We start from the raw sequence: 17,587 nt of genomic DNA on the forward strand, positions 1-17,587 counted from the left end.
TATGAGGGTTGTTTTTAATAGACGTTCATTATCCATTCATTAATTGTAATAATAAAATCTTATATCATAAAAAAGTAGCATTTTTCAAACTTTATGTCAATACTATCTATTTTTTTATATTTTTGTCACCAATACTTAAATATTAGAAATTAACCAAAATGAAATCGAAGATTCACGAATACCAAAACAGAAATATTAAAAATATGAGTACAAAAGCATTAGTAATTATCGCATTATCAATTTCTCTATTTGCTTGCAACAAACCAGCCGAAGCAGCTAAAGAAGTAAAAACAGCTTACGTAGACACTTCTGAATTAATGAAAGAATATACAGAGGCAAAAGACCTTGAAGCAAAATACAAAACAAAAGCAGAGGAAAAAGGCAGACAGCTAGAAGCAGAAATCGCAAGGTTTAAACAAGAAGCAGCCAGTTTTCAAGCGCAAGCACAAGCTAATGGGCAAGAATGGGCGCAAAAAAAAGGAGCTGAATTGCAAAAAAAAGAAAAACAATTAGGATATGCACAACAAGCATTATCTCAGGAATTACAGGTTGAAAGCGGAAAAGAAATGGATTCATTGGTAAGTGGCGTGAAAAAATTCATCAAAGCGTACGGAAAAGAAAAAGGATATGCCTACATCTACGGAACAGGTGACGCAGCATCAATATTATACGCTGAAGACAAATTTGATATCACAAAAGAAATCATCAAAGGATTGAACGATAAATATAAAGCACCTGCTAAAACAGAAGAAAAAGCAGAAGCTAAGAAATAATTTATTTTCTATTAATTCAAAAAGCTGCCTTCATCTATCTATAGATTGAAGGCTTTTTTTTTTGAAGCTATTTCCCGCTATACACTAATATCTCTTGGTTAGCAATTGTTTTTTCTACACCATAAAAGGAGCTTCTTGCAGTCGCTCTTTTCTGGCTAGAAAAAAATCACTTGCCAAACCTCGAGGATTTCCGTTGCTATCGTGGCTAATCAAACCAATTCAACAGACAAATAGTTTCGTAAACTATAAAATGTATTCCTAAAATTCAATACTTTAGCTTTATATATACACGCCTAATGCAAACTATCTCAGAAGCCGCCGCTTACACCTTACGATTCATCAATCAAACCCAACGATCTGTTTTCCTCACCGGGAAAGCAGGAACGGGAAAAACCACCCTTTTACGGGAAATTATCCAAACCACGCATAAAAACACGGTAGTTGTAGCACCTACGGGAATTGCTGCGTTGAACGCGGGAGGTGTCACAATTCACTCGATGTTTCAGCTGCCTTTTGGCGGATTTATTCCAGATAATTCATCGCCCCAATTTTCTGAAAGCACCAAATTTGAAACCAAAGCTACGTTGCGTAGGCATTTCAAAATGAGTGGTTTAAAGAAATCGGTGATTCGAAATATGGAATTGTTGATTATAGATGAAGTCAGTATGCTTCGTGCTGATTTACTCGATGCCATGGATTACATGATGCAATCGGTACGTAAAAGAAATACTCCTTTTGGCGGTGTTCAAGTCTTGTATATTGGCGATTTATTGCAATTGCCACCGGTAATTCGGGATGAGGAATGGCGTACGCTGAAAACCTATTACAAAGGAAAATTCTTTTTCCATTCGCATGTCGTGCAGCAAAATCCTCCTTTATATATTGAATTGTCCAAGATTTTTCGCCAGACCGACGATACGTTTATTTCAGTTTTGAATAATCTGCGCAACAACCAGATTTCGCTACAAGATATTCAAACATTAAACCAATACGTAAAACCCGATTTTGATTTAAAAGCAAACAAAGGATACATTACATTAACCACACACAACAACAAAGCCGATTCCATGAATGCTCAGGCTTTACAAGATCTGGAAGGAAAATTAGTATGCTATAATCCTGCAATAACAGGTGATTTTCCAGATAAAATTTTCCCCGTGGAACAAGAGTTGAAGTTAAAAGTGGGTGCGCAAATCATGTTTGTGAAAAATGATTTGTCCTTTGACAAGCACTATTTTAATGGAAAAATGGGGATTATCAAATCTTTGGGAAGCCAAGAAATCCTGGTTCATTTCCCCGAAGAAAACAAAACTATAGAAGTTGAAAAATACGAATGGCAAAATATTCGTTATAAGGTAGATCAAACCACAAAGGAAATAGAAGAAGAGGTTTTAGGTACTTTTGTGCATTATCCCATTAAGTTAGCTTGGGCGATTACGGTGCACAAAAGCCAAGGATTAACATTTGACAAAGCTGCACTTGATGTTTCGCAAGTTTTTCTGCCTGGACAAGCATACGTTGCATTATCGCGTTTACGCTCGTTAGAAGGGCTTATTTTGCTTTCTCCGCTGCGCATGAATGGTATTTCAAACGATCAGGATGTGATGGATTATGCGTTGAACAAAGCATCGGATTCGTTTTTAGCCAATGCGTTGAATTTTGAAACCAAAAATTTTATTCATAACTATTTGGTCAACACGTTTGATTGGAGTGACTTGGCTCAAGAATGGCGCAATCACCGATTCAGTTACAACGAAAGCTCTGAAGTTTCAGGGAAATCCAAACATGGGGTTTGGGCTAAAAAGCAATCGGAACAAGTAGATCAGCTTTTGGATCCATCCAAAAAATTCATTTCGCAATTGAACAAGCTTTTTGCTCCTGAAACAGTTGATTTAAATCATGTTTCGGAACGGATTCAAGCGGCTTTTAGTTATTTCTTGAAGCCAATGGATGACTTAGTTTTTGAAATTCTTTGGAAAATTGAAGAAGTAAAACGCATCAAAAAAGCTAAAATGTTTTATGACGAATTGATTTTTTTGGAAGAGGTACAAACCAAAGCCGTGTTGCGATTAATGAAAGCCAAATTATTGATAGAAACCGTTGTGGCTGGAGAAACCATTTCGAAAGAGAAATTGACGTCTTCAGATATAAAAAATTACATCAGCCGTAAAACGGAAGCGATTCAAAATCAATTCAAAGAACTAAACATCATCTTGATTGATGACGAAAAAGACGTGGAGCGCTACACTTCAAAAAAAGCAAAAACAACCGTACCCAAGAAATCTACCGTTCAGGAAACCTACGAACTGTGGGTAGATAAGAAATCAATTGCGGATATTGCAACTATCAGAGTGCTGACCAAACAAACCATTTATTCGCATTTCGTCAAGTTGATACAAACCAAAGCAGTAGCCATTTCAGCCGTTTTGCCTGAGGATAAACTACAGGATTTGGCAGCCGCTTTTGCAGGATACCGCGAAGAATCACTTAATGCATTAATGGAAAAACACGGACAAAAATTCTCTTGGGAAGAAGCGAGGATGTATAAAGCGAGTTTGAATTAAGACCACTAATAGCTAAAACTAAAAATCCCTATTCGGTAAGAATAGGGATTTTTAGTTTTTATAAGGATTGAATCAAAATCCAAGCTTCTGGATTGTGCTTTTCATTAATTTCTTTTTTGGCTTTCTCCGCTTCTGAAAAAGTAGCGTAGCTTCCGTATAAGACAGGGAAATATCCGTTTTTGTTAGGAGCGATACGTTTAGCATCATATCCTAAACGCATTAAAATGCGCAACGTTTTGTTAGCGTTTTTCTCTTCTCTATAAACACCTGCCATAATGTGGTACGGCATTTTTATTTCGGCAGTCGACTTTACAGCGAGAGTTACCGCTGGAACAGGACTTTCGATAAAGAAAGTAGCTTCTTGAATTTTGTTTTGTACTTGTTTTTGAACGGCAGTTTTAACCAGAATCGTTTCTGAGGCGATTTGGTTTTGGTACATTGGATAACCTACGCTACCTGCGATTCCTAATCCTAACACCATAATAGCGGCGTATTTTAAATACGGATTCGCTGTTCTGCTATGTTCAGGAACCATTGTGATGGTTGCTTTTTCTTCAATAGCTTCTACTACTTTTTCAAAGTTTTCTCTTTTTACCAGTGGAGAAACAAAAGGAGCCAACCCGAAAGAACTTATCAAATAATTAGTTTGATCGTAGGGAGTAAAAACAATGTTTTTATCTGCGTTCAAACGAAGATCTCCAACATTTTTTATAGAAAAAAGTTCGTTTTCTTCTAAGGCTTTTTTCCAATTAAAAACTTCGTATTGAATCGCGCTTACGGCATATTCATATGATGTTTTCTCCGCTAAAGCGATATGATTGGCTAATAAACCATCATTGTTCTTTAGATTCGCATTGAAAGCAATCATTTTTTTAGGAGGAGAAAACGAATTCGAGCTTTCGTTTAGTTTAGCCGATTGAATTTCGGTCAAAAAAGCTCCGAAACCCGGAACGGTTACACATTGATAACGGTATAAAAGCTGCGCGATGTATAGTTCGATTTTCATAATTACAAAGTTATACAACGAAAATAGTTATCAAAATTTTATTCACAATTTTTATTAACAATCCGCATAAAAATTTATACATTTCACCTTCAAATAATTAGCATGAAAGAGCAGGATTTATTTTATTTATTGGCATTGCAAAGAATAGAGGGCGTGGGAGACATCATGGCCAAAAAACTGCTGACTCATTTTGGCTCTGCAGAAGCCGTTTTTAATACTGAGGCTGCGCAACTTGCTGGAATTGATGGAGTGGGTTCCATTTTGCTGAAAAATTTAAAAGATAAATCGGTTTTTGAAAAAGCAACTCATGAATTGGAATTTATAAAAGAAAATGAAATTAATGTCGCTTTCTTTCAAGACGAAAATTATCCAGAACGACTGAAACATTGTATTGATGGACCTCTTTTATTGTTTACCTCTGGAAATATCAATTTAAAAAACAGAAGAATAATTAGTATTGTTGGAACGCGCCAAATCACGTCTTACGGAATGGAGTTCTGCCGAAAATTGATTGAAGATTTAGCGCCACTCGATCCAATAATCGTAAGCGGTTTTGCCTATGGCGTCGATATTGTGGCGCATCAACTGGCAATGGAAAACAACTTACAAACGATAGGCGTGGTAGCGCATGGTTTGAACCAAATATATCCGAAAACCCATAAAAAATATGTAGCTAAAGTGGAAGAAAATGGTGGTTTTATGACGGAGTTTTGGAGTTCCTCAAATCCCGATAAAGAAAATTTCGTTCGAAGAAACCGTATCGTAGCGGGAATGAGTGAAGCAACGATTGTCATTGAATCAGCGGATAGAGGCGGATCTTTAATTACGGCGAATATGGCAAATGATTACAACCGTGATGTTTTTGCGGTTCCGGGACGTGTTACGGATAAATACAGCCAAGGGTGCAACAATCTCATCAAAACCCAAAAAGCAAATGTTTTGACGAGCGCTGCAGATTTAGTGTATATCCTGAATTGGGATATTCAGAAAGACGCCAAACCGGTACAAAAACAATTGTTTGTCACTCTTGATGATGATGAACAAAAAGTGTATGATTACCTCTTAAAAACAGGGAAAGAATTGATGGATATTATTGCTTTGCGTTGTGATTTCCCCATCTACAAAATCTCAGGAATGCTGTTGAATATGGAATTGAAAGGCGTGATACGACCGTTACCAGGGAAATTGTTTGAGGCGATATAAATGATAATAGACCGCAGATTTACAGATTTTAAGTATTCATAATCTGCGAATCTGCGGTTAATTTATAGTTATTATTACACCTCAAACCCCAGTTTTTCTCTCACTCTTCCTAAAACGCCATTGGCAACTGCCGAAGCTTTCTCAGCACCAATTTTCAAAAGCGCATCTACTTCAACAAGGTTATTGATGTAGTAATTGTATTTTTCTCTTTCGGTTTTGAATGTTTCTGTTATCAACTCAAATAAGGCTTGTTTGGCGTGTCCGTAACCATAATTTCCACCTAAATAATTGGCAGTCATGGATGCTATTTGTTCTTCATTTGCCAAAAGGGCGTAAATAGCAAAAGCATTGCACGTCTCTGGATTTTTAGGATCTTCAAGCGGCGTACTATCGGTTTCTATGCTCATCACTTGCTTGCGCAAGGCTTTATCGTCTAGAAAAACATTGATTATATTATTGGCTGATTTACTCATTTTTCCACCATTGGTTCCTGAAATTAGTAAGCCGTCTTGTTGTACAATCGCTTCTGGAATTACAAAAGTTTCTCCCATTTGGTGGTTAAAACGGGAAGCCACATCGCGAGTGATTTCTAAATGTTGCAATTGGTCTTTTCCTACGGGCACAAATTCCGCATCATATAATAAAATATCAGCAGCCATAAGCATTGGATAGGAAAACAATCCGGCATTAACGTCCTCTAAACGGTCTGCTTTGTCTTTGAAAGAATGCGCTAATGTCAACCGTTGGAATGGAAAAAAACAACTTAAATACCAAGACAATTCCGCTGTTTGTGGCACGTCTGATTGTCTGTAGAAAACTACTTTGTTTACATCTAAACCACAAGCCAACCAAGCGGCAGCAGTGCTGTACGTATTGTTTCGTAAGGTTTCACCGTTTTTTATTTGCGTGATCGAATGTAAATCAGCAATGAAAAGAAACGATTCGTTTTCAGGTTTATTCGATAATGCTATTGCGGGAATGATTGCGCCAAGTAAGTTTCCTAAATGTGGTGTTCCAGTACTTTGAACGCCTGTAAGTATTTTTGCCATTGTATTTTTTTCTTCCACGCAAAGTTCGTAAAGTTTTTCATTTTTTACCGCAAATTCGCAAATTTTAAAAATCAACGATTTCCAACTAGCATTCGCAAAATTTTCTTTTGAGTCATAAGTCATATAAGTCGATAAAACCGTAATGAATTTGAAAAACCGAAATAAAATTAACCGACAATTTAAAAACGTATATGACTTTTATGTTTAAAAAAACATCGAAAATTTATACTCATGATAACTTCTGATTTCTTACTTTTGAACTTATGAGAGGATTGAAAATTATTTTTTGGGTACTGTGGCGGGTGTGGTTTTATATTTTAATGACCATTCCTATATTGGTGATGTTTCCCTTTCTGGTATTGTCTATTTTAACGGAAAACGGCTATCCTTATTTTTTTAAGATGGCTCGTATCTGGGCAAAATTCATTCTTTTCGGTATGGGTTTTTATTATAAGATAGATAAAAGCCAAGAGATGGAATACCAAAAAAGTTACATGATTGTTGCCAATCACACCTCAATGGCTGATATTATGTTGATGCTTGCCCTAACAAGAAATCCGTTTGTTTTTGTGGGTAAAAAAGAATTGTCAAAAATTCCTTTGTTTGGATTTTTCTATAAAAGAACCTGTATTTTAGTGGATAGAAGTTCTTCCAAGAGCAGACTGGAAGTTTTTAACCGCGCTCAAAAAAGAATCAATCAAGGATTAAGCATTTGTATTTTCCCCGAAGGTGGCGTTCCGGATGATGAATCCGTAGTATTGGATACTTTTAAAGACGGTGCTTTTCGCTTGGCGATAGAACATGAAATTCCTATTGTTCCCATTACTTTTGCCGATAACAAAAAGAGATTTTCCTATACTTTCTTCAGCGGAAGCCCAGGAATTATGCGTGTCAAAATGCATTCACACGTAGAAACTTTAGGAAAAACGGGTGTTGACCGCAAAGAAATTCGTGAAGAAGTGCGCGACATCATACACAATCAACTCATAGCTTTCGATTCTGATCCAATTAAAAGCCATAGCTGATTCCAGAGTACAAACCAATGAATAATGGCTTGAAGTTGCCAGAATTGCTTGAAAACGTATTAACTTGGTACTTGAGCATGGGTTCAAAATTGATTTGGAACGACTTTACAATTTTGTATTTAAATCCAAAACCAACATTAGTGCTAAAATGAATTTGGTTTAAATTAGTGGCCTCACCTAATTTTAGATTCGTTTCCTCTGATACCAGCGATATTTTATTTTGGTTAAGAAACAAGGTGCTTACTCCTCCGATAATATTAATTCCAAACTTCTTATCTAAAACGGAATATGAAAGTTCCAAAGGAACTTCATAATAGCCCATTTTCTGGTTTAATGCACCCGTATTTGTTTTTTGTATATCTTTTTCGAACGTAGATAACATGCTTAAAGTAGCTTCATTATTAATTTCTATTAAAGCAGTTGAAGTGTAAGCAATATTCGCCAGATTATTGTTGGTCAAGCCTGTTGAGTATATAATGTTATTTGTGTTATAACCCAATGAAAGTTTGTTTATCCCAGAACGCAAGGCTATTTTCTTAGAAACGGCATAATGGATTCCTACGCCAAAACTTAAGCTGTTTTCTGCTGTTTTTTGGTTTTCTGAAAATTGTGCATCAATAGCGGAACCACCTGAATTTGAGTTCAAATAAACAGCCGCGATGTTAGGTGTAATTTGCCATTTGTCCTGCTGGGGTATCTTTACAACCTCTTTTTTTTGATCGGTTTTCTTTTTAAGAATTTCATCTAATTCGTTTGGAATTGCACTAGCAATTGAGGGTTCTTTTTTAGTGTTTAGTAAAGCAATTCTAGTGTTTTCAAGGGCAGTTATACTCGTTTTTTCTAGCTGTAGTTGTTGGCTTTTCTCAAATAGGTCGTCTGTTTTTGCCTTGGTGACAGCTCTAGCTTTTTGGTTTTCAAGCGTTGTTGCGGGATGTTTTAGCGACAAATTATTTGTTTGCAAATAAACAACAGCTTCCTTTTGATTTTTTTCTTTGTTCGAATTAATTTTAAATCCAGTAGTATTTATACTCTCTTTTTCGTTTGATTGCTTTGTTTTACTCGTATTTTCGACTACTTGAGGAGTTGTTTTTGTGTCAAATGAAGGTTGCTCTTTTATGGATTTATTAGGGATAGATTCCTTTTCATTTACGTTGGTCTTTGGAACTTTTGATTCGATAACCACTGGATTATTAGTTTTAATTTTGTCGTTTATAATAGTATTTAATGCAAATATCCCCATAAGAAAAGTCGCTGCAATGCCGGAGAATTTTATCCAGAGCGGCAGTACTTTTCGGCTCTTCTTTTCATTCAAAGCTGTTTGGATATTTTTCCAAACTTGCTCATTCGGATTGGATTCAAAATCTTTGAATTGCTCCTGAAAAAACCGGTCTATATTTTTTTTATCGTTCATTTTGTCGCCTACTTTGTTTTAATTCGGGAATAATTTTCAATTTTTTCTTTTAAAATCATCCGAGCTCTGGCGAGATTGGATTTAGTTGTCCCAGTGGTTATTTTAAGCATTTCTGCGACCTCTTTATGGGAATACCCATCCAAGACGTAAAGATTGAAAACCAGGCGGTATTGATCTGGCAATTCCTGAATAATCTGCATTAAATAATCAATAGAGATGTTCTCATCATCGATTTCAACTTCTTCGTCAGTAACAGTGTCATCTACTATCTCCATAAACCGAACGTCTCTAAATTTTTGAAGGGCATTGTTAATTATTATTCTCTTTGCCCAACCTTCGAAAGAGCCTTTAAAATTGAATTGTTTTATTTTGTCATAAATAATTAAAAAACCATCTTGTAAATTGTCTTCTGCGTCGGCATAGTTAATGGAGTATTTTAGGCAAACTCCAAATAGTTTTTTAGAAAATAGCTGGTATAGTTGTTCTTGTGCTTTAGGGCAGTTTTTTTTACAGTCAGTAATTAATTGGTCTAACCCCACAATTTTAGTCAAAAATTAGTTAGTAACAGGAACTTCCACTTCCTCAAAAATATTAACACCATTAGCGTCTTCTCCTTTGTAAAACTTGAAAATATAGGAACCAGTGTTGGTTACGAAAAAATTAAAAGAAACTTCTGATTCTGCTGGAAGGACTTGAGTGCACACCTGGTCCTTGTTTACGGCTGACTGAATGGCAATAGTTCGGATATTTAAATTCTTATCGTAATAGATTCCCTGAAAAGAATAACAATCTGAAGGTCTCTGGTACTTCAATTTTATTTCATAGGTTTCTCCTAATTTGAAACTTTGAGGCAATGTATAGCTTGCTACAGGAAGAACTTCGTACGTGTAGTTAGGAAGATCATTGTCCGTACTGCAAGATATAAATGTCAATAGAAATAGGGTGAGTGTGATAAATTTTTTCATTTTTTTCATTTTTTAAGTAAATAAAGCCCATTTTACACAAAATGGGGTAAGAAGATTTATTATTTAGATACAATTTTTTTAAAAGGTTGCGTTAGCAATTAATTTTTAGTTGAATGCAAGCAGTATTAAAATACTAAATTATTGTTTTTTAAAGGTTTGATTTTGCAAAAAAGCTGCATTATGTCTATTTTTATTGAAAAGGCTGTCCAAAGAGGACAGCTTCTTCTGATTTTTTAAGTTGCTGGCTATATTTAGGAATTATTTTTTTTCTTTGTTTAATAACTCTTTTTTTTGTTTTTTTATGATTTGATTTTGAATCAAAAAGCGTAAATGATTCTAATTTATTTTTAAGAATATAGCTTTAGGAAGGTTTCATTTTAGGCTATAAAAAATGCCGAAATAATTTATTTCGGCATCTTTTTTTTACAAGTAAGTTGGATTTACAAAGCAGCTAATTCTTTGATATGTGCTTTAATTTTTCCTTCTAATTCATCTGCTAATTCTGGATTATCTTTTATTAAAGACTTAACCGCATCACGACCTTGACCTAATTTGGTTTCACCATAACTGAACCAAGATCCCGCTTTTTTGATGATTTCAAATTCGACAGCTAGATCTAAAATCTCTCCAGTTTTTGAAATTCCTTCTCCGTACATGATGTCAAATTCAGCGATTTTAAACGGTGGAGCCACTTTGTTTTTCACCACTTTTACTTTGGTTCTGTTTCCAAGTACGTTATCACCATCTTTAATTTGAGTAGAACGACGGATATCTAAACGAACCGAAGCGTAAAACTTTAATGCATTTCCTCCAGTTGTTGTTTCTGGATTTCCAAACATTACTCCGATTTTCTCTCTTAATTGATTGATAAAGAAAACAGTACAGTTTGTCTTGCTGATGGTTCCTGTTAATTTACGCAATGCTTGAGACATCAAACGGGCGTGTAATCCCATTTTAGAATCTCCCATTTCACCTTCAATCTCACTTTTTGGAGTCAATGCAGCAACCGAGTCAATTACAACAATGTCAATTGCTCCAGAACGAATCAAGTTCTCTGCAATTTCTAAAGCTTGTTCTCCATTGTCTGGTTGTGAGATGATTAAGTTTTCGATATCCACACCTAATTTCTCTGCATAATTTCTATCGAAAGCATGTTCTGCATCAATAAAAGCTGCAATTCCACCTGCTTTTTGAGCTTCAGCAATAGCGTGAAGTGTCAATGTGGTCTTTCCAGAAGATTCCGGACCATATATTTCAATGATTCGTCCTCTTGGATAGCCACCAACTCCTAAGGCTAAATCGATTCCTAAAGATCCTGAAGAAATAGTTTCTACTTCGACAATGGCTTTATCGCCCATTTTCATTACGGTACCTTTTCCGTAGGTTTTGTCTAGTTTATCCAGCGTAAGTTGTAGCGCTTTTAATTTAGATTCTTTTTCTGTACTCATCTTCTCTTTTACCTTTTCTTTCATCTATTTGTATTATTTTATAACTGTAAGAAACTGACAGGATGACTAATTATCCTGAAAATTCCAATTGTGTGAGAATATTTGTTTTCGTAAAAATACTTCTTTTTTTAATGTAAATTTTCTCTTTCAAGAATATTTTAAAATAAAAATAACACGTTAAAATGTTGCTACATGAACAATGCTTTTAATTCGGTTGCGTCATGCGGATTCATTTTTCCGGCCAAAACTAAACTTAATTGTTTGCGTCGCAGTGCGGCTTCAAAACGTTGCTTTTCCAGTTCGGTTTCTGGAACAATCTGGGGCACTTCAACGGGTCTGCCGGTATCATCCACGGCTACAAAAGTGTAAATCGCTTCATTGGCTTTGGTTTTATTACCAGATTCGCGGTCTTCCACCCAAATATCAATGTATATTTCCATCGAACTTTTGAAAGCGCGCGAAACTTTGGCTTCGACCGTAACCACACTTCCTAGTGGAATGGCTCTATTAAAGGCTACGTGGTTTACAGATGCCGTAACCACAATTCTTCGGGAATGTCTTCTTGCCGCAATGCTGGCTGCACGATCCATACGGGCCAATAATTCGCCACCAAAAAGATTATTCAAAGGATTAGTCTCACTTGGCAAAACCAAATCAGTTAGTGTCGTTAAGGATTCAGAAGGATGTTTTGGAGTCATATTTTTATGTAAGAGGATAGTGTTGTTTTGTATGCGGAAACTTTTTATTTTTAATTCAACCAATATACGGCTAATATCGCAGGGATAAAATAGATGACAATGGTTCTCGCGCCATCATAATCCTTAGCTAATCTTTGACCAAATAGCAACATTAATAGCGTGACACAAGAAAAAACAGCTCCGTAGAAACCAAATATTCTTCCATTGTTTACCAGTAATTCGATGCAACCCACCACACATAAAATCCCGGAAATTAATTCTAAAATTAAAATGTTTAGTAAAGCCAGTGGTACTTGATTTTTTAATGGTGTTTTAGCGAAGTGTCCTTTTAACCAATCTACATTGTCTTTCCAATAAAACAGTTTGTCATAACCGGATTGTAGAAAAGTAATGGCTAGGAAAATTAAAATCAAAATTGAAGTAATGTTGTTCATTTTTTTATTTTTGGTGAATTAAACGGGTTAGTTTTATTGATAAATCAGTTAAAATAATTTTGGGATTTCCGTTGCGCTCAATGTGATACATGGCTTCCGAAAGTTCTTTAAAAATAGCATTGATGTTATTGCCATTTACAAAAGGCGCAAAATTCTCCAGCTTGAACTTTTCTACTTGCGGTTCCATGTAAACTAAACTTGGCGTTTGGTAATTCAGCAGCAATGCCTGTCGGAACATGTCGATACAAAAATGTAAAAATTTCTTTTGGGTTTCTCTTCCTAAACCAGCAATTTGCTCACTCCATTGAATCAAATCCTGAATTGCTGCGGCGTTTCCTTTAGCTCTAAAAGCAGCCCGAACCCAATCGACAAACCATTTTTCAAAAAAAACGGATTCGCTGTCCGGTTGCAGTAATTGTAATGCTTTGTTGAAATTTCCTTGTGCCTGATGCGCTATTTTTATGGCGGTTTTTGATTCTATATTTTCTTTTGAGACTAAAGCTTCTGCGATTACTTTTTCGCTTAATCCATTAAAATGCAACACTTGGCATCGGGAACGAATGGTTTGAATTATATCTTCTTCGTTTTCTGAAATCAGGATAAAAACCGTTCTGTCCGTAGGTTCTTCTAGTAATTTCAGCAATTTATTAGATGCGGCAATATTCAACTTATCGGCCATCCAAATAATCATTATTTTGTATCCGCCTTCGTAAGATTTCAACGCTAGTGATTTCAAGATTTCCTGAGCATCATCGACCCTGATTTCGCCTTGTTTGTTTTTTACACCCAGCAGTTGGTACCAATCAAACAAACTTCCATAGGGATTTTGCTCTAAAAACTGACGAAACTCCGTTATAAAATCAATGCTTTTAGGTTTGGTTTTTACCTCGTCGGTGCTTACCGTTGGATATATAAAATGTAAATCAGGATGTGAAATTTTCTGGAATTTGATGTTACACGCTTCATTTGATCCCGAGTTTTCCGCGTTTTGATTGCTGCAAATAATGTACTGCGCATACGCAATCGCCATAGGCAAGGTACCGCTTCCTTCAGGGCCAACAAACAATTGTGCATGTGGTATTCTACCCAAATCAGCACTTTTTGTCAAATGACTTTTTATGTGTTCTTGTCCTAAAATTTCTGAAAATTGCATGAAGCAAAGATAGTAGAAAATGGTTTAGTCTAAAATTTTAGCAAGCAAAGTTTCACCACTAGCAAGTGTCGTGAAGTGGCAATTAACGCATTTATTTTTGAAATTTAATTTGTCTTTATTTCGAACAAAAAACACATAAAGTATTAAAAAGAAGCATTATTTATTAATTTACAACGATTTCGTTGCTTAAAATTTATTTTATATGGTTTTCTCTAATTTATTAATAATTTAAAAGTTCTATATTTGTTACTCTTTCAAAAAAAATAAACTAAAAGACATACTGATGAAAACTTTAAATGATTTCGATTTTAAAAGTAAAAAAGCCATAATACGTGTTGATTTTAATGTGCCATTGGACGAAAATTTCAAAGTAACTGACGCCACTCGTATCGAAGCAGCAAAACCTACGATAGACGCAATTCTTGCGCAAGGAGGAAGCGTGATTTTGATGTCGCATTTAGGCAGACCAAAAAGCGTTGAAGAAAAGTATTCTTTGAAACACATTTTAAAAACGACTTCCGAAATTTTGGGAGTTCCTGTTCAATTTGTATCAAATTGTATTGGAGCTGAAGCCAAAGAAGCAGCTGAAAAATTGCAGCCTGGTGCAGTTTTATTATTGGAAAATTTACGTTTCCATAGCGAAGAAGAAGCGGGTGATGTTGCTTTCGCCAAAGAATTAGCGTCACTTGGAGATATTTATGTAAACGATGCTTTTGGTACCGCTCACAGAGCACATGCTTCAACTACAATTATTGCGCAGTTCTTTCCAACAGAAAAATGTTTTGGATTTTTATTGGCCAAAGAAATCGAAAGCTTGAACAAAGTATTGAAAAACAGTGAAAAACCAGTAACGGCAATTCTTGGTGGATCTAAAGTGTCTTCGAAAATTACGGTGATTGAAAATATTCTTGATAAAGTAGACCACATGATTATTGGTGGTGGAATGACTTTTACTTTTGTAAAAGCATTAGGTGGTAAAATTGGAGATTCCATCTGTGAAGATGACAAACAAGAATTGGCATTGGAAATCTTGAGATTGGCTAAGGAAAAAGGAGTTCAAATTCACATTCCGGTTGATGTTGTTGCTGCCAACGCATTTTCAAATGATGCCGAAACACAAATCGTTGATGTAAAAGAAATTCCTGACGGTTGGCAAGGTTTGGATGCAGGTCCAAAATCATTGGAAAACTTCAAAAAAGTGATTATGGAATCTAAAACGATCCTTTGGAACGGACCACTAGGTGTTTTTGAAATGGAGAATTTTGCAAACGGAACCATTGCTTTGGGTAATTTTATTGCAGAAGCTACTGCAAAAGGAGCCTTTTCTCTTGTAGGCGGAGGTGATTCAGTTGCGGCAGTAAAACAATTTGGATTGGAAGATAAAGTGAGCTATGTTTCTACCGGTGGAGGAGCGATGTTAGAAATGCTGGAAGGAAGAACTTTGCCTGGAATTGCTGCTATTTTAGACTAATTCTTGTATTGGAAAATCATTATAAACCGTTTTATTGGTACTAATTAAAAATAAAAAAAACGGTAATCAGGATTAAACGAATAACCTTAGCGATAGTATATATTGCTGAGGTTTTTTTGTGAAATTTAAGTATTTTATTTTTTTAAAGCGGTTTTACCTTTCAAATCAACGTTAATTATTCACAAATGCATCTAAGATTGCATTTTTAACAATATTTAAAGAAATTTTTAGTTTAAACCTATTAAGTTTGTAAAAACAAGCTTTGTAATCATTTGTAATATAGGTCTTTGATCGTAAAAATATGAATATAAAAAATACCACATTATCACTTTTGCTGCTGTTATCGTCGCAATTGTTTGCTCAAGAAAGTTTCGAAAATAAAGAAACTTCAAGATTCGAAACAAAATTATCCTACTTAGATTCCATCAAAAAAACGTTCGTAAAAGACGATTTAGCCGCCTGCGTAGATAGCTTGTGGATGAAGGAATTAACTAATTTAGATTTGTACAATTCCATTTCGGATGATATTAAGAATGTCAATATCGATGAGAAAATTGAGTATGAATTGTCAACGGAACTTCTCAAAGAAAGATTGGCCGCAATGGATGCGAAATCGCCTTTCAACATTGAATACAATCAAGGATTAGAAAACATCATCAAATCATTTTTGAAGTATCGAAAAAAATCCTTTGAACGTTTAATGGCGGTTTCAGAGTATTATTTCCCTGTGTTTGAAGAAGCTTTAGCCAAACAAAATGTCCCTTTAGAAATAAAATATTTAGCTGTTGTGGAATCCGCTCTAAATCCTAAAGCAGTTTCTAGAATGGGAGCAACCGGATTATGGCAATTTATGTATCAAACCGGAAAACAATATGGGTTAAAGATTGATTCCTATGTAGATGAACGCAGCGATCCTTTGAAAGCCAGTGAAGCCGCGGCTCAATATATGACTAACATGTACCGGATATTTGGTGACTGGGATTTGGTTTTGGCGTCCTATAATTCAGGTCCTGGGAATGTTTCAAAAGCAATCAGACGATCCGGCGGTCAGCAAAATTATTGGAACATCAGAAAAAATCTGCCTAAAGAAACACAAGGATATGTTCCGGCTTTCTTAGCAACGATGTATATTTATGAATACCATAAAGAACACGGAATTGTTCCTAACAGAGCCACTGTGCAACATTTTGCTACAGATACCATAATGATTAAGAAGCAAATGACTTTCAAACAAATATCTGATTTGTTGGATGTTCCCGTAGTTCAGTTGCAAGTACTAAACCCATCTTATAAACTGAATGTGATTCCGTTTTATCATGACCAAAATCATTATTTAAGATTACCTCAAGAAAAAATTGCTGTTTTTGCGTCTAATGAGGATCAGATTTATGCGTACACACAACATGAATTGGAAAAGCGAGAACGACCGTTCCAAACTTCAAAAGCAGTGGTCAAAAATACTCCAATTACCTTTAATCAAAGTAATACAGCTGGTAAAATAGCGTACTATAAAGTAAAACGAGGCGATAATCTAACTAGCATTGCTTCTAAATATGGTGTTTCTATTTCCGAACTAAAGAAATGGAATAACCTTAATAGTAACGCGCTTGCCTATGGCAAAAACTTGAAGATTAGTGCAGGACAGCCTTTAATTAAATCAACAACAGCAGAACCTAAAGAAAATAATAGCATCTTAAAAAGCCAAATGGTCTTGGCCGCCGAAACAAAAAATAATAAAGAAGAAAAAGTAAATAGTGCTTCAAGTACTTCTGCAACGGAGGAAGTAAAACCTTATTTGGTTCAAAAAGGAGATAATCTAGGGAGCATTGCGACTAAATATGATGTTACAGTAGCAGATCTTCAAACCTGGAATGGGCTTACGAGCGATGCAGTTCAAATAGGGGCTTCCTTGCAAATAGTGAATAACGAACTGGAGTCAAAACCAGAATCAGCTTTGAACCCAGAGCGCAAAGATGTTGAATATATAGTTTTGAAAGGAGATAATTTAGGAGCTATTGCTAGTAAATTTGGAGCTTCCGTCGTGGATTTAAAACAGTGGAATAAGTTGCCAAACAATACGATTACTATTGGAAAAACATTAATTGTTGCCAAAGATGAAATTGCCATTATCACTGACAAGGCCACTGTCAATTCCTTCAAGAGTAAATCAAATATAACGGCTTCCTCTAAAAAATCACCTTCTAATTATTATGTCAAAAAAGGAGACTCTTTATTTAGCATAGCCAAAAAATATCCAGGCGTAACCACTTCTGACTTAAAAAAATGGAATGGTATTAGCAGTGAAGAAATCAAGCCTGGAATGAAGTTAAAAATTAACGGATAAATCAATTAACTTCTATAAATTTGGGTTTTACTTTATAATCGAA

15 protein-coding genes are annotated in these 17,587 nt (G+C 35.4%); 6 read left to right on the top strand and 9 right to left on the bottom strand.

Annotation, left to right across the window (positions count from 1 at the left end):
* The first annotated feature begins 158 nt into the window (after positions 1–158).
* Both BLS90_RS09595 and BLS90_RS09600 read left to right on the top strand, forming a co-directional pair.
* Positions 159–773 carry an OmpH family outer membrane protein gene (locus BLS90_RS09595; RefSeq protein WP_245705081.1) on the top strand — a complete coding sequence of 205 codons (615 nt, stop codon included), beginning with the start codon at positions 159–161 and terminating at the stop codon, positions 771–773.
* Between the two features lie 296 nt (positions 774–1,069).
* The gene (locus BLS90_RS09600; protein ID WP_091257433.1) at positions 1,070–3,337 is read left to right on the top strand and encodes a helix-turn-helix domain-containing protein; all 2,268 of its coding nucleotides are present in this window, start codon (positions 1,070–1,072) and stop codon (positions 3,335–3,337) included.
* Positions 3,338–3,395: 58 nt separating this feature from the next.
* Here BLS90_RS09600 and BLS90_RS09605 read toward each other — a convergent pair whose 3' ends face one another.
* The gene (locus BLS90_RS09605) at positions 3,396–4,343 is read right to left on the bottom strand and encodes an HU domain-containing protein (protein WP_091257434.1); all 948 of its coding nucleotides are present in this window, start codon (positions 4,341–4,343) and stop codon (positions 3,396–3,398) included.
* A gap of 102 nt (positions 4,344–4,445) precedes the next feature.
* Between BLS90_RS09605 and dprA the strand changes: the two genes are divergently transcribed.
* Positions 4,446–5,546: a DNA-processing protein DprA gene (gene dprA, locus BLS90_RS09610; RefSeq protein ID WP_091257435.1), complete on the top strand. Its 1,101-nt coding sequence runs from the start codon at positions 4,446–4,448 to the stop codon at positions 5,544–5,546.
* 74 nt (positions 5,547–5,620) lie between these two features.
* Here the strand turns inward: dprA and trpS are convergent, their stop codons facing one another.
* On the bottom strand, positions 5,621–6,595 hold the full coding sequence (trpS, locus tag BLS90_RS09615; protein WP_091257503.1) for a tryptophan--tRNA ligase: 975 nt from the start codon (positions 6,593–6,595) through the stop codon (positions 5,621–5,623).
* Positions 6,596–6,858: 263 nt separating this feature from the next.
* On the opposite strand from trpS, the gene BLS90_RS09620 reads away from it, so the two are divergent.
* The gene (locus tag BLS90_RS09620; protein ID WP_091257436.1) at positions 6,859–7,620 is read left to right on the top strand and encodes a lysophospholipid acyltransferase family protein; all 762 of its coding nucleotides are present in this window, start codon (positions 6,859–6,861) and stop codon (positions 7,618–7,620) included.
* Here the strand turns inward: BLS90_RS09620 and BLS90_RS09625 are convergent.
* From BLS90_RS09625 to BLS90_RS09655, 7 genes are all read right to left on the bottom strand, one after another.
* Complete coding sequence (locus BLS90_RS09625; RefSeq protein WP_091257437.1) at positions 7,604–9,031, bottom strand: hypothetical protein; 1,428 nt, start codon at positions 9,029–9,031, stop codon at positions 7,604–7,606. The genes BLS90_RS09620 and BLS90_RS09625 overlap by 17 nt on opposite strands.
* A gap of 8 nt (positions 9,032–9,039) precedes the next feature.
* Positions 9,040–9,570, bottom strand: a complete 531-nt coding sequence (locus tag BLS90_RS09630) for an RNA polymerase sigma factor (RefSeq protein ID WP_091257504.1) — start codon at positions 9,568–9,570, stop codon at positions 9,040–9,042.
* A gap of 15 nt (positions 9,571–9,585) precedes the next feature.
* Entirely contained in the window at positions 9,586–9,996 is a 411-nt protein-coding gene (locus BLS90_RS09635; protein WP_139171407.1) for a hypothetical protein, read from the bottom strand.
* A gap of 440 nt (positions 9,997–10,436) precedes the next feature.
* Positions 10,437–11,444 carry a recombinase RecA gene (gene recA / locus BLS90_RS09640; protein ID WP_091257505.1) on the bottom strand — a complete coding sequence of 336 codons (1,008 nt, stop codon included), beginning with the start codon at positions 11,442–11,444 and terminating at the stop codon, positions 10,437–10,439.
* A 188-nt stretch (positions 11,445–11,632) separates the two neighbouring features.
* On the bottom strand, positions 11,633–12,142 hold the full coding sequence (locus BLS90_RS09645) for an acyl-CoA thioesterase (RefSeq protein ID WP_073353352.1): 510 nt from the start codon (positions 12,140–12,142) through the stop codon (positions 11,633–11,635).
* A 50-nt stretch (positions 12,143–12,192) separates the two neighbouring features.
* A complete protein-coding gene (locus tag BLS90_RS09650) occupies positions 12,193–12,576 on the bottom strand; it encodes a DoxX family membrane protein (protein WP_091257439.1) in 384 nt (127 codons plus the stop codon).
* Between the two features lie 4 nt (positions 12,577–12,580).
* A complete protein-coding gene (locus BLS90_RS09655) occupies positions 12,581–13,729 on the bottom strand; it encodes a DNA polymerase III subunit (RefSeq protein WP_091257440.1) in 1,149 nt (382 codons plus the stop codon).
* Between the two features lie 283 nt (positions 13,730–14,012).
* Here BLS90_RS09655 and BLS90_RS09660 point away from each other — a divergent pair, with 283 nt between their 5' ends.
* Together BLS90_RS09660 and BLS90_RS09665 are read left to right on the top strand one after the other, a co-directional pair.
* Positions 14,013–15,200, top strand: coding sequence for a phosphoglycerate kinase (locus tag BLS90_RS09660; RefSeq protein ID WP_091257441.1), 1,188 nt, complete (start codon positions 14,013–14,015; stop codon positions 15,198–15,200).
* A gap of 301 nt (positions 15,201–15,501) precedes the next feature.
* Positions 15,502–17,544 (top strand): LysM peptidoglycan-binding domain-containing protein, encoded by a 2,043-nt coding sequence (locus BLS90_RS09665; RefSeq protein WP_091257442.1) that lies wholly within the window; start codon positions 15,502–15,504, stop codon positions 17,542–17,544.
* Positions 17,545–17,587: the final 43 nt, after the last annotated feature.

It is taken from the genome of Flavobacterium omnivorum (genome assembly GCF_900099915.1).
In the GTDB taxonomy this organism is placed as follows: domain Bacteria; phylum Bacteroidota; class Bacteroidia; order Flavobacteriales; family Flavobacteriaceae; genus Flavobacterium; species Flavobacterium omnivorum.

Excerpts from the sequence above, each read along its gene's own strand:
- BLS90_RS09620 (WP_091257436.1), top strand. The coding sequence starts at position 6,859 with ATGAGAGGATTGAAAATTATTTTTTGGGTACTGTGGCGGGTGTGGTTT.
- BLS90_RS09665 (WP_091257442.1), top strand. The coding sequence starts at position 15,502 with ATGAATATAAAAAATACCACATTATCACTTTTGCTGCTGTTATCGTCG.
- BLS90_RS09635 (WP_139171407.1), bottom strand. The coding sequence starts at position 9,996 with ATGAAAAAATTTATCACACTCACCCTATTTCTATTGACATTTATATCT.
- trpS (WP_091257503.1), bottom strand. The coding sequence starts at position 6,595 with ATGGCAAAAATACTTACAGGCGTTCAAAGTACTGGAACACCACATTTA.
- recA (WP_091257505.1), bottom strand. The coding sequence starts at position 11,444 with ATGAGTACAGAAAAAGAATCTAAATTAAAAGCGCTACAACTTACGCTG.
- BLS90_RS09645 (WP_073353352.1), bottom strand. The coding sequence starts at position 12,142 with ATGACTCCAAAACATCCTTCTGAATCCTTAACGACACTAACTGATTTG.
- BLS90_RS09650 (WP_091257439.1), bottom strand. The coding sequence starts at position 12,576 with ATGAACAACATTACTTCAATTTTGATTTTAATTTTCCTAGCCATTACT.
- BLS90_RS09605 (WP_091257434.1), bottom strand. The coding sequence starts at position 4,343 with ATGAAAATCGAACTATACATCGCGCAGCTTTTATACCGTTATCAATGT.
- dprA (WP_091257435.1), top strand. The coding sequence starts at position 4,446 with ATGAAAGAGCAGGATTTATTTTATTTATTGGCATTGCAAAGAATAGAG.
- BLS90_RS09625 (WP_091257437.1), bottom strand. The coding sequence starts at position 9,031 with ATGAACGATAAAAAAAATATAGACCGGTTTTTTCAGGAGCAATTCAAA.
- BLS90_RS09600 (WP_091257433.1), top strand. The coding sequence starts at position 1,070 with ATGCAAACTATCTCAGAAGCCGCCGCTTACACCTTACGATTCATCAAT.
- BLS90_RS09655 (WP_091257440.1), bottom strand. The coding sequence starts at position 13,729 with ATGCAATTTTCAGAAATTTTAGGACAAGAACACATAAAAAGTCATTTG.
- BLS90_RS09595 (WP_245705081.1), top strand. The coding sequence starts at position 159 with ATGAAATCGAAGATTCACGAATACCAAAACAGAAATATTAAAAATATG.
- BLS90_RS09660 (WP_091257441.1), top strand. The coding sequence starts at position 14,013 with ATGAAAACTTTAAATGATTTCGATTTTAAAAGTAAAAAAGCCATAATA.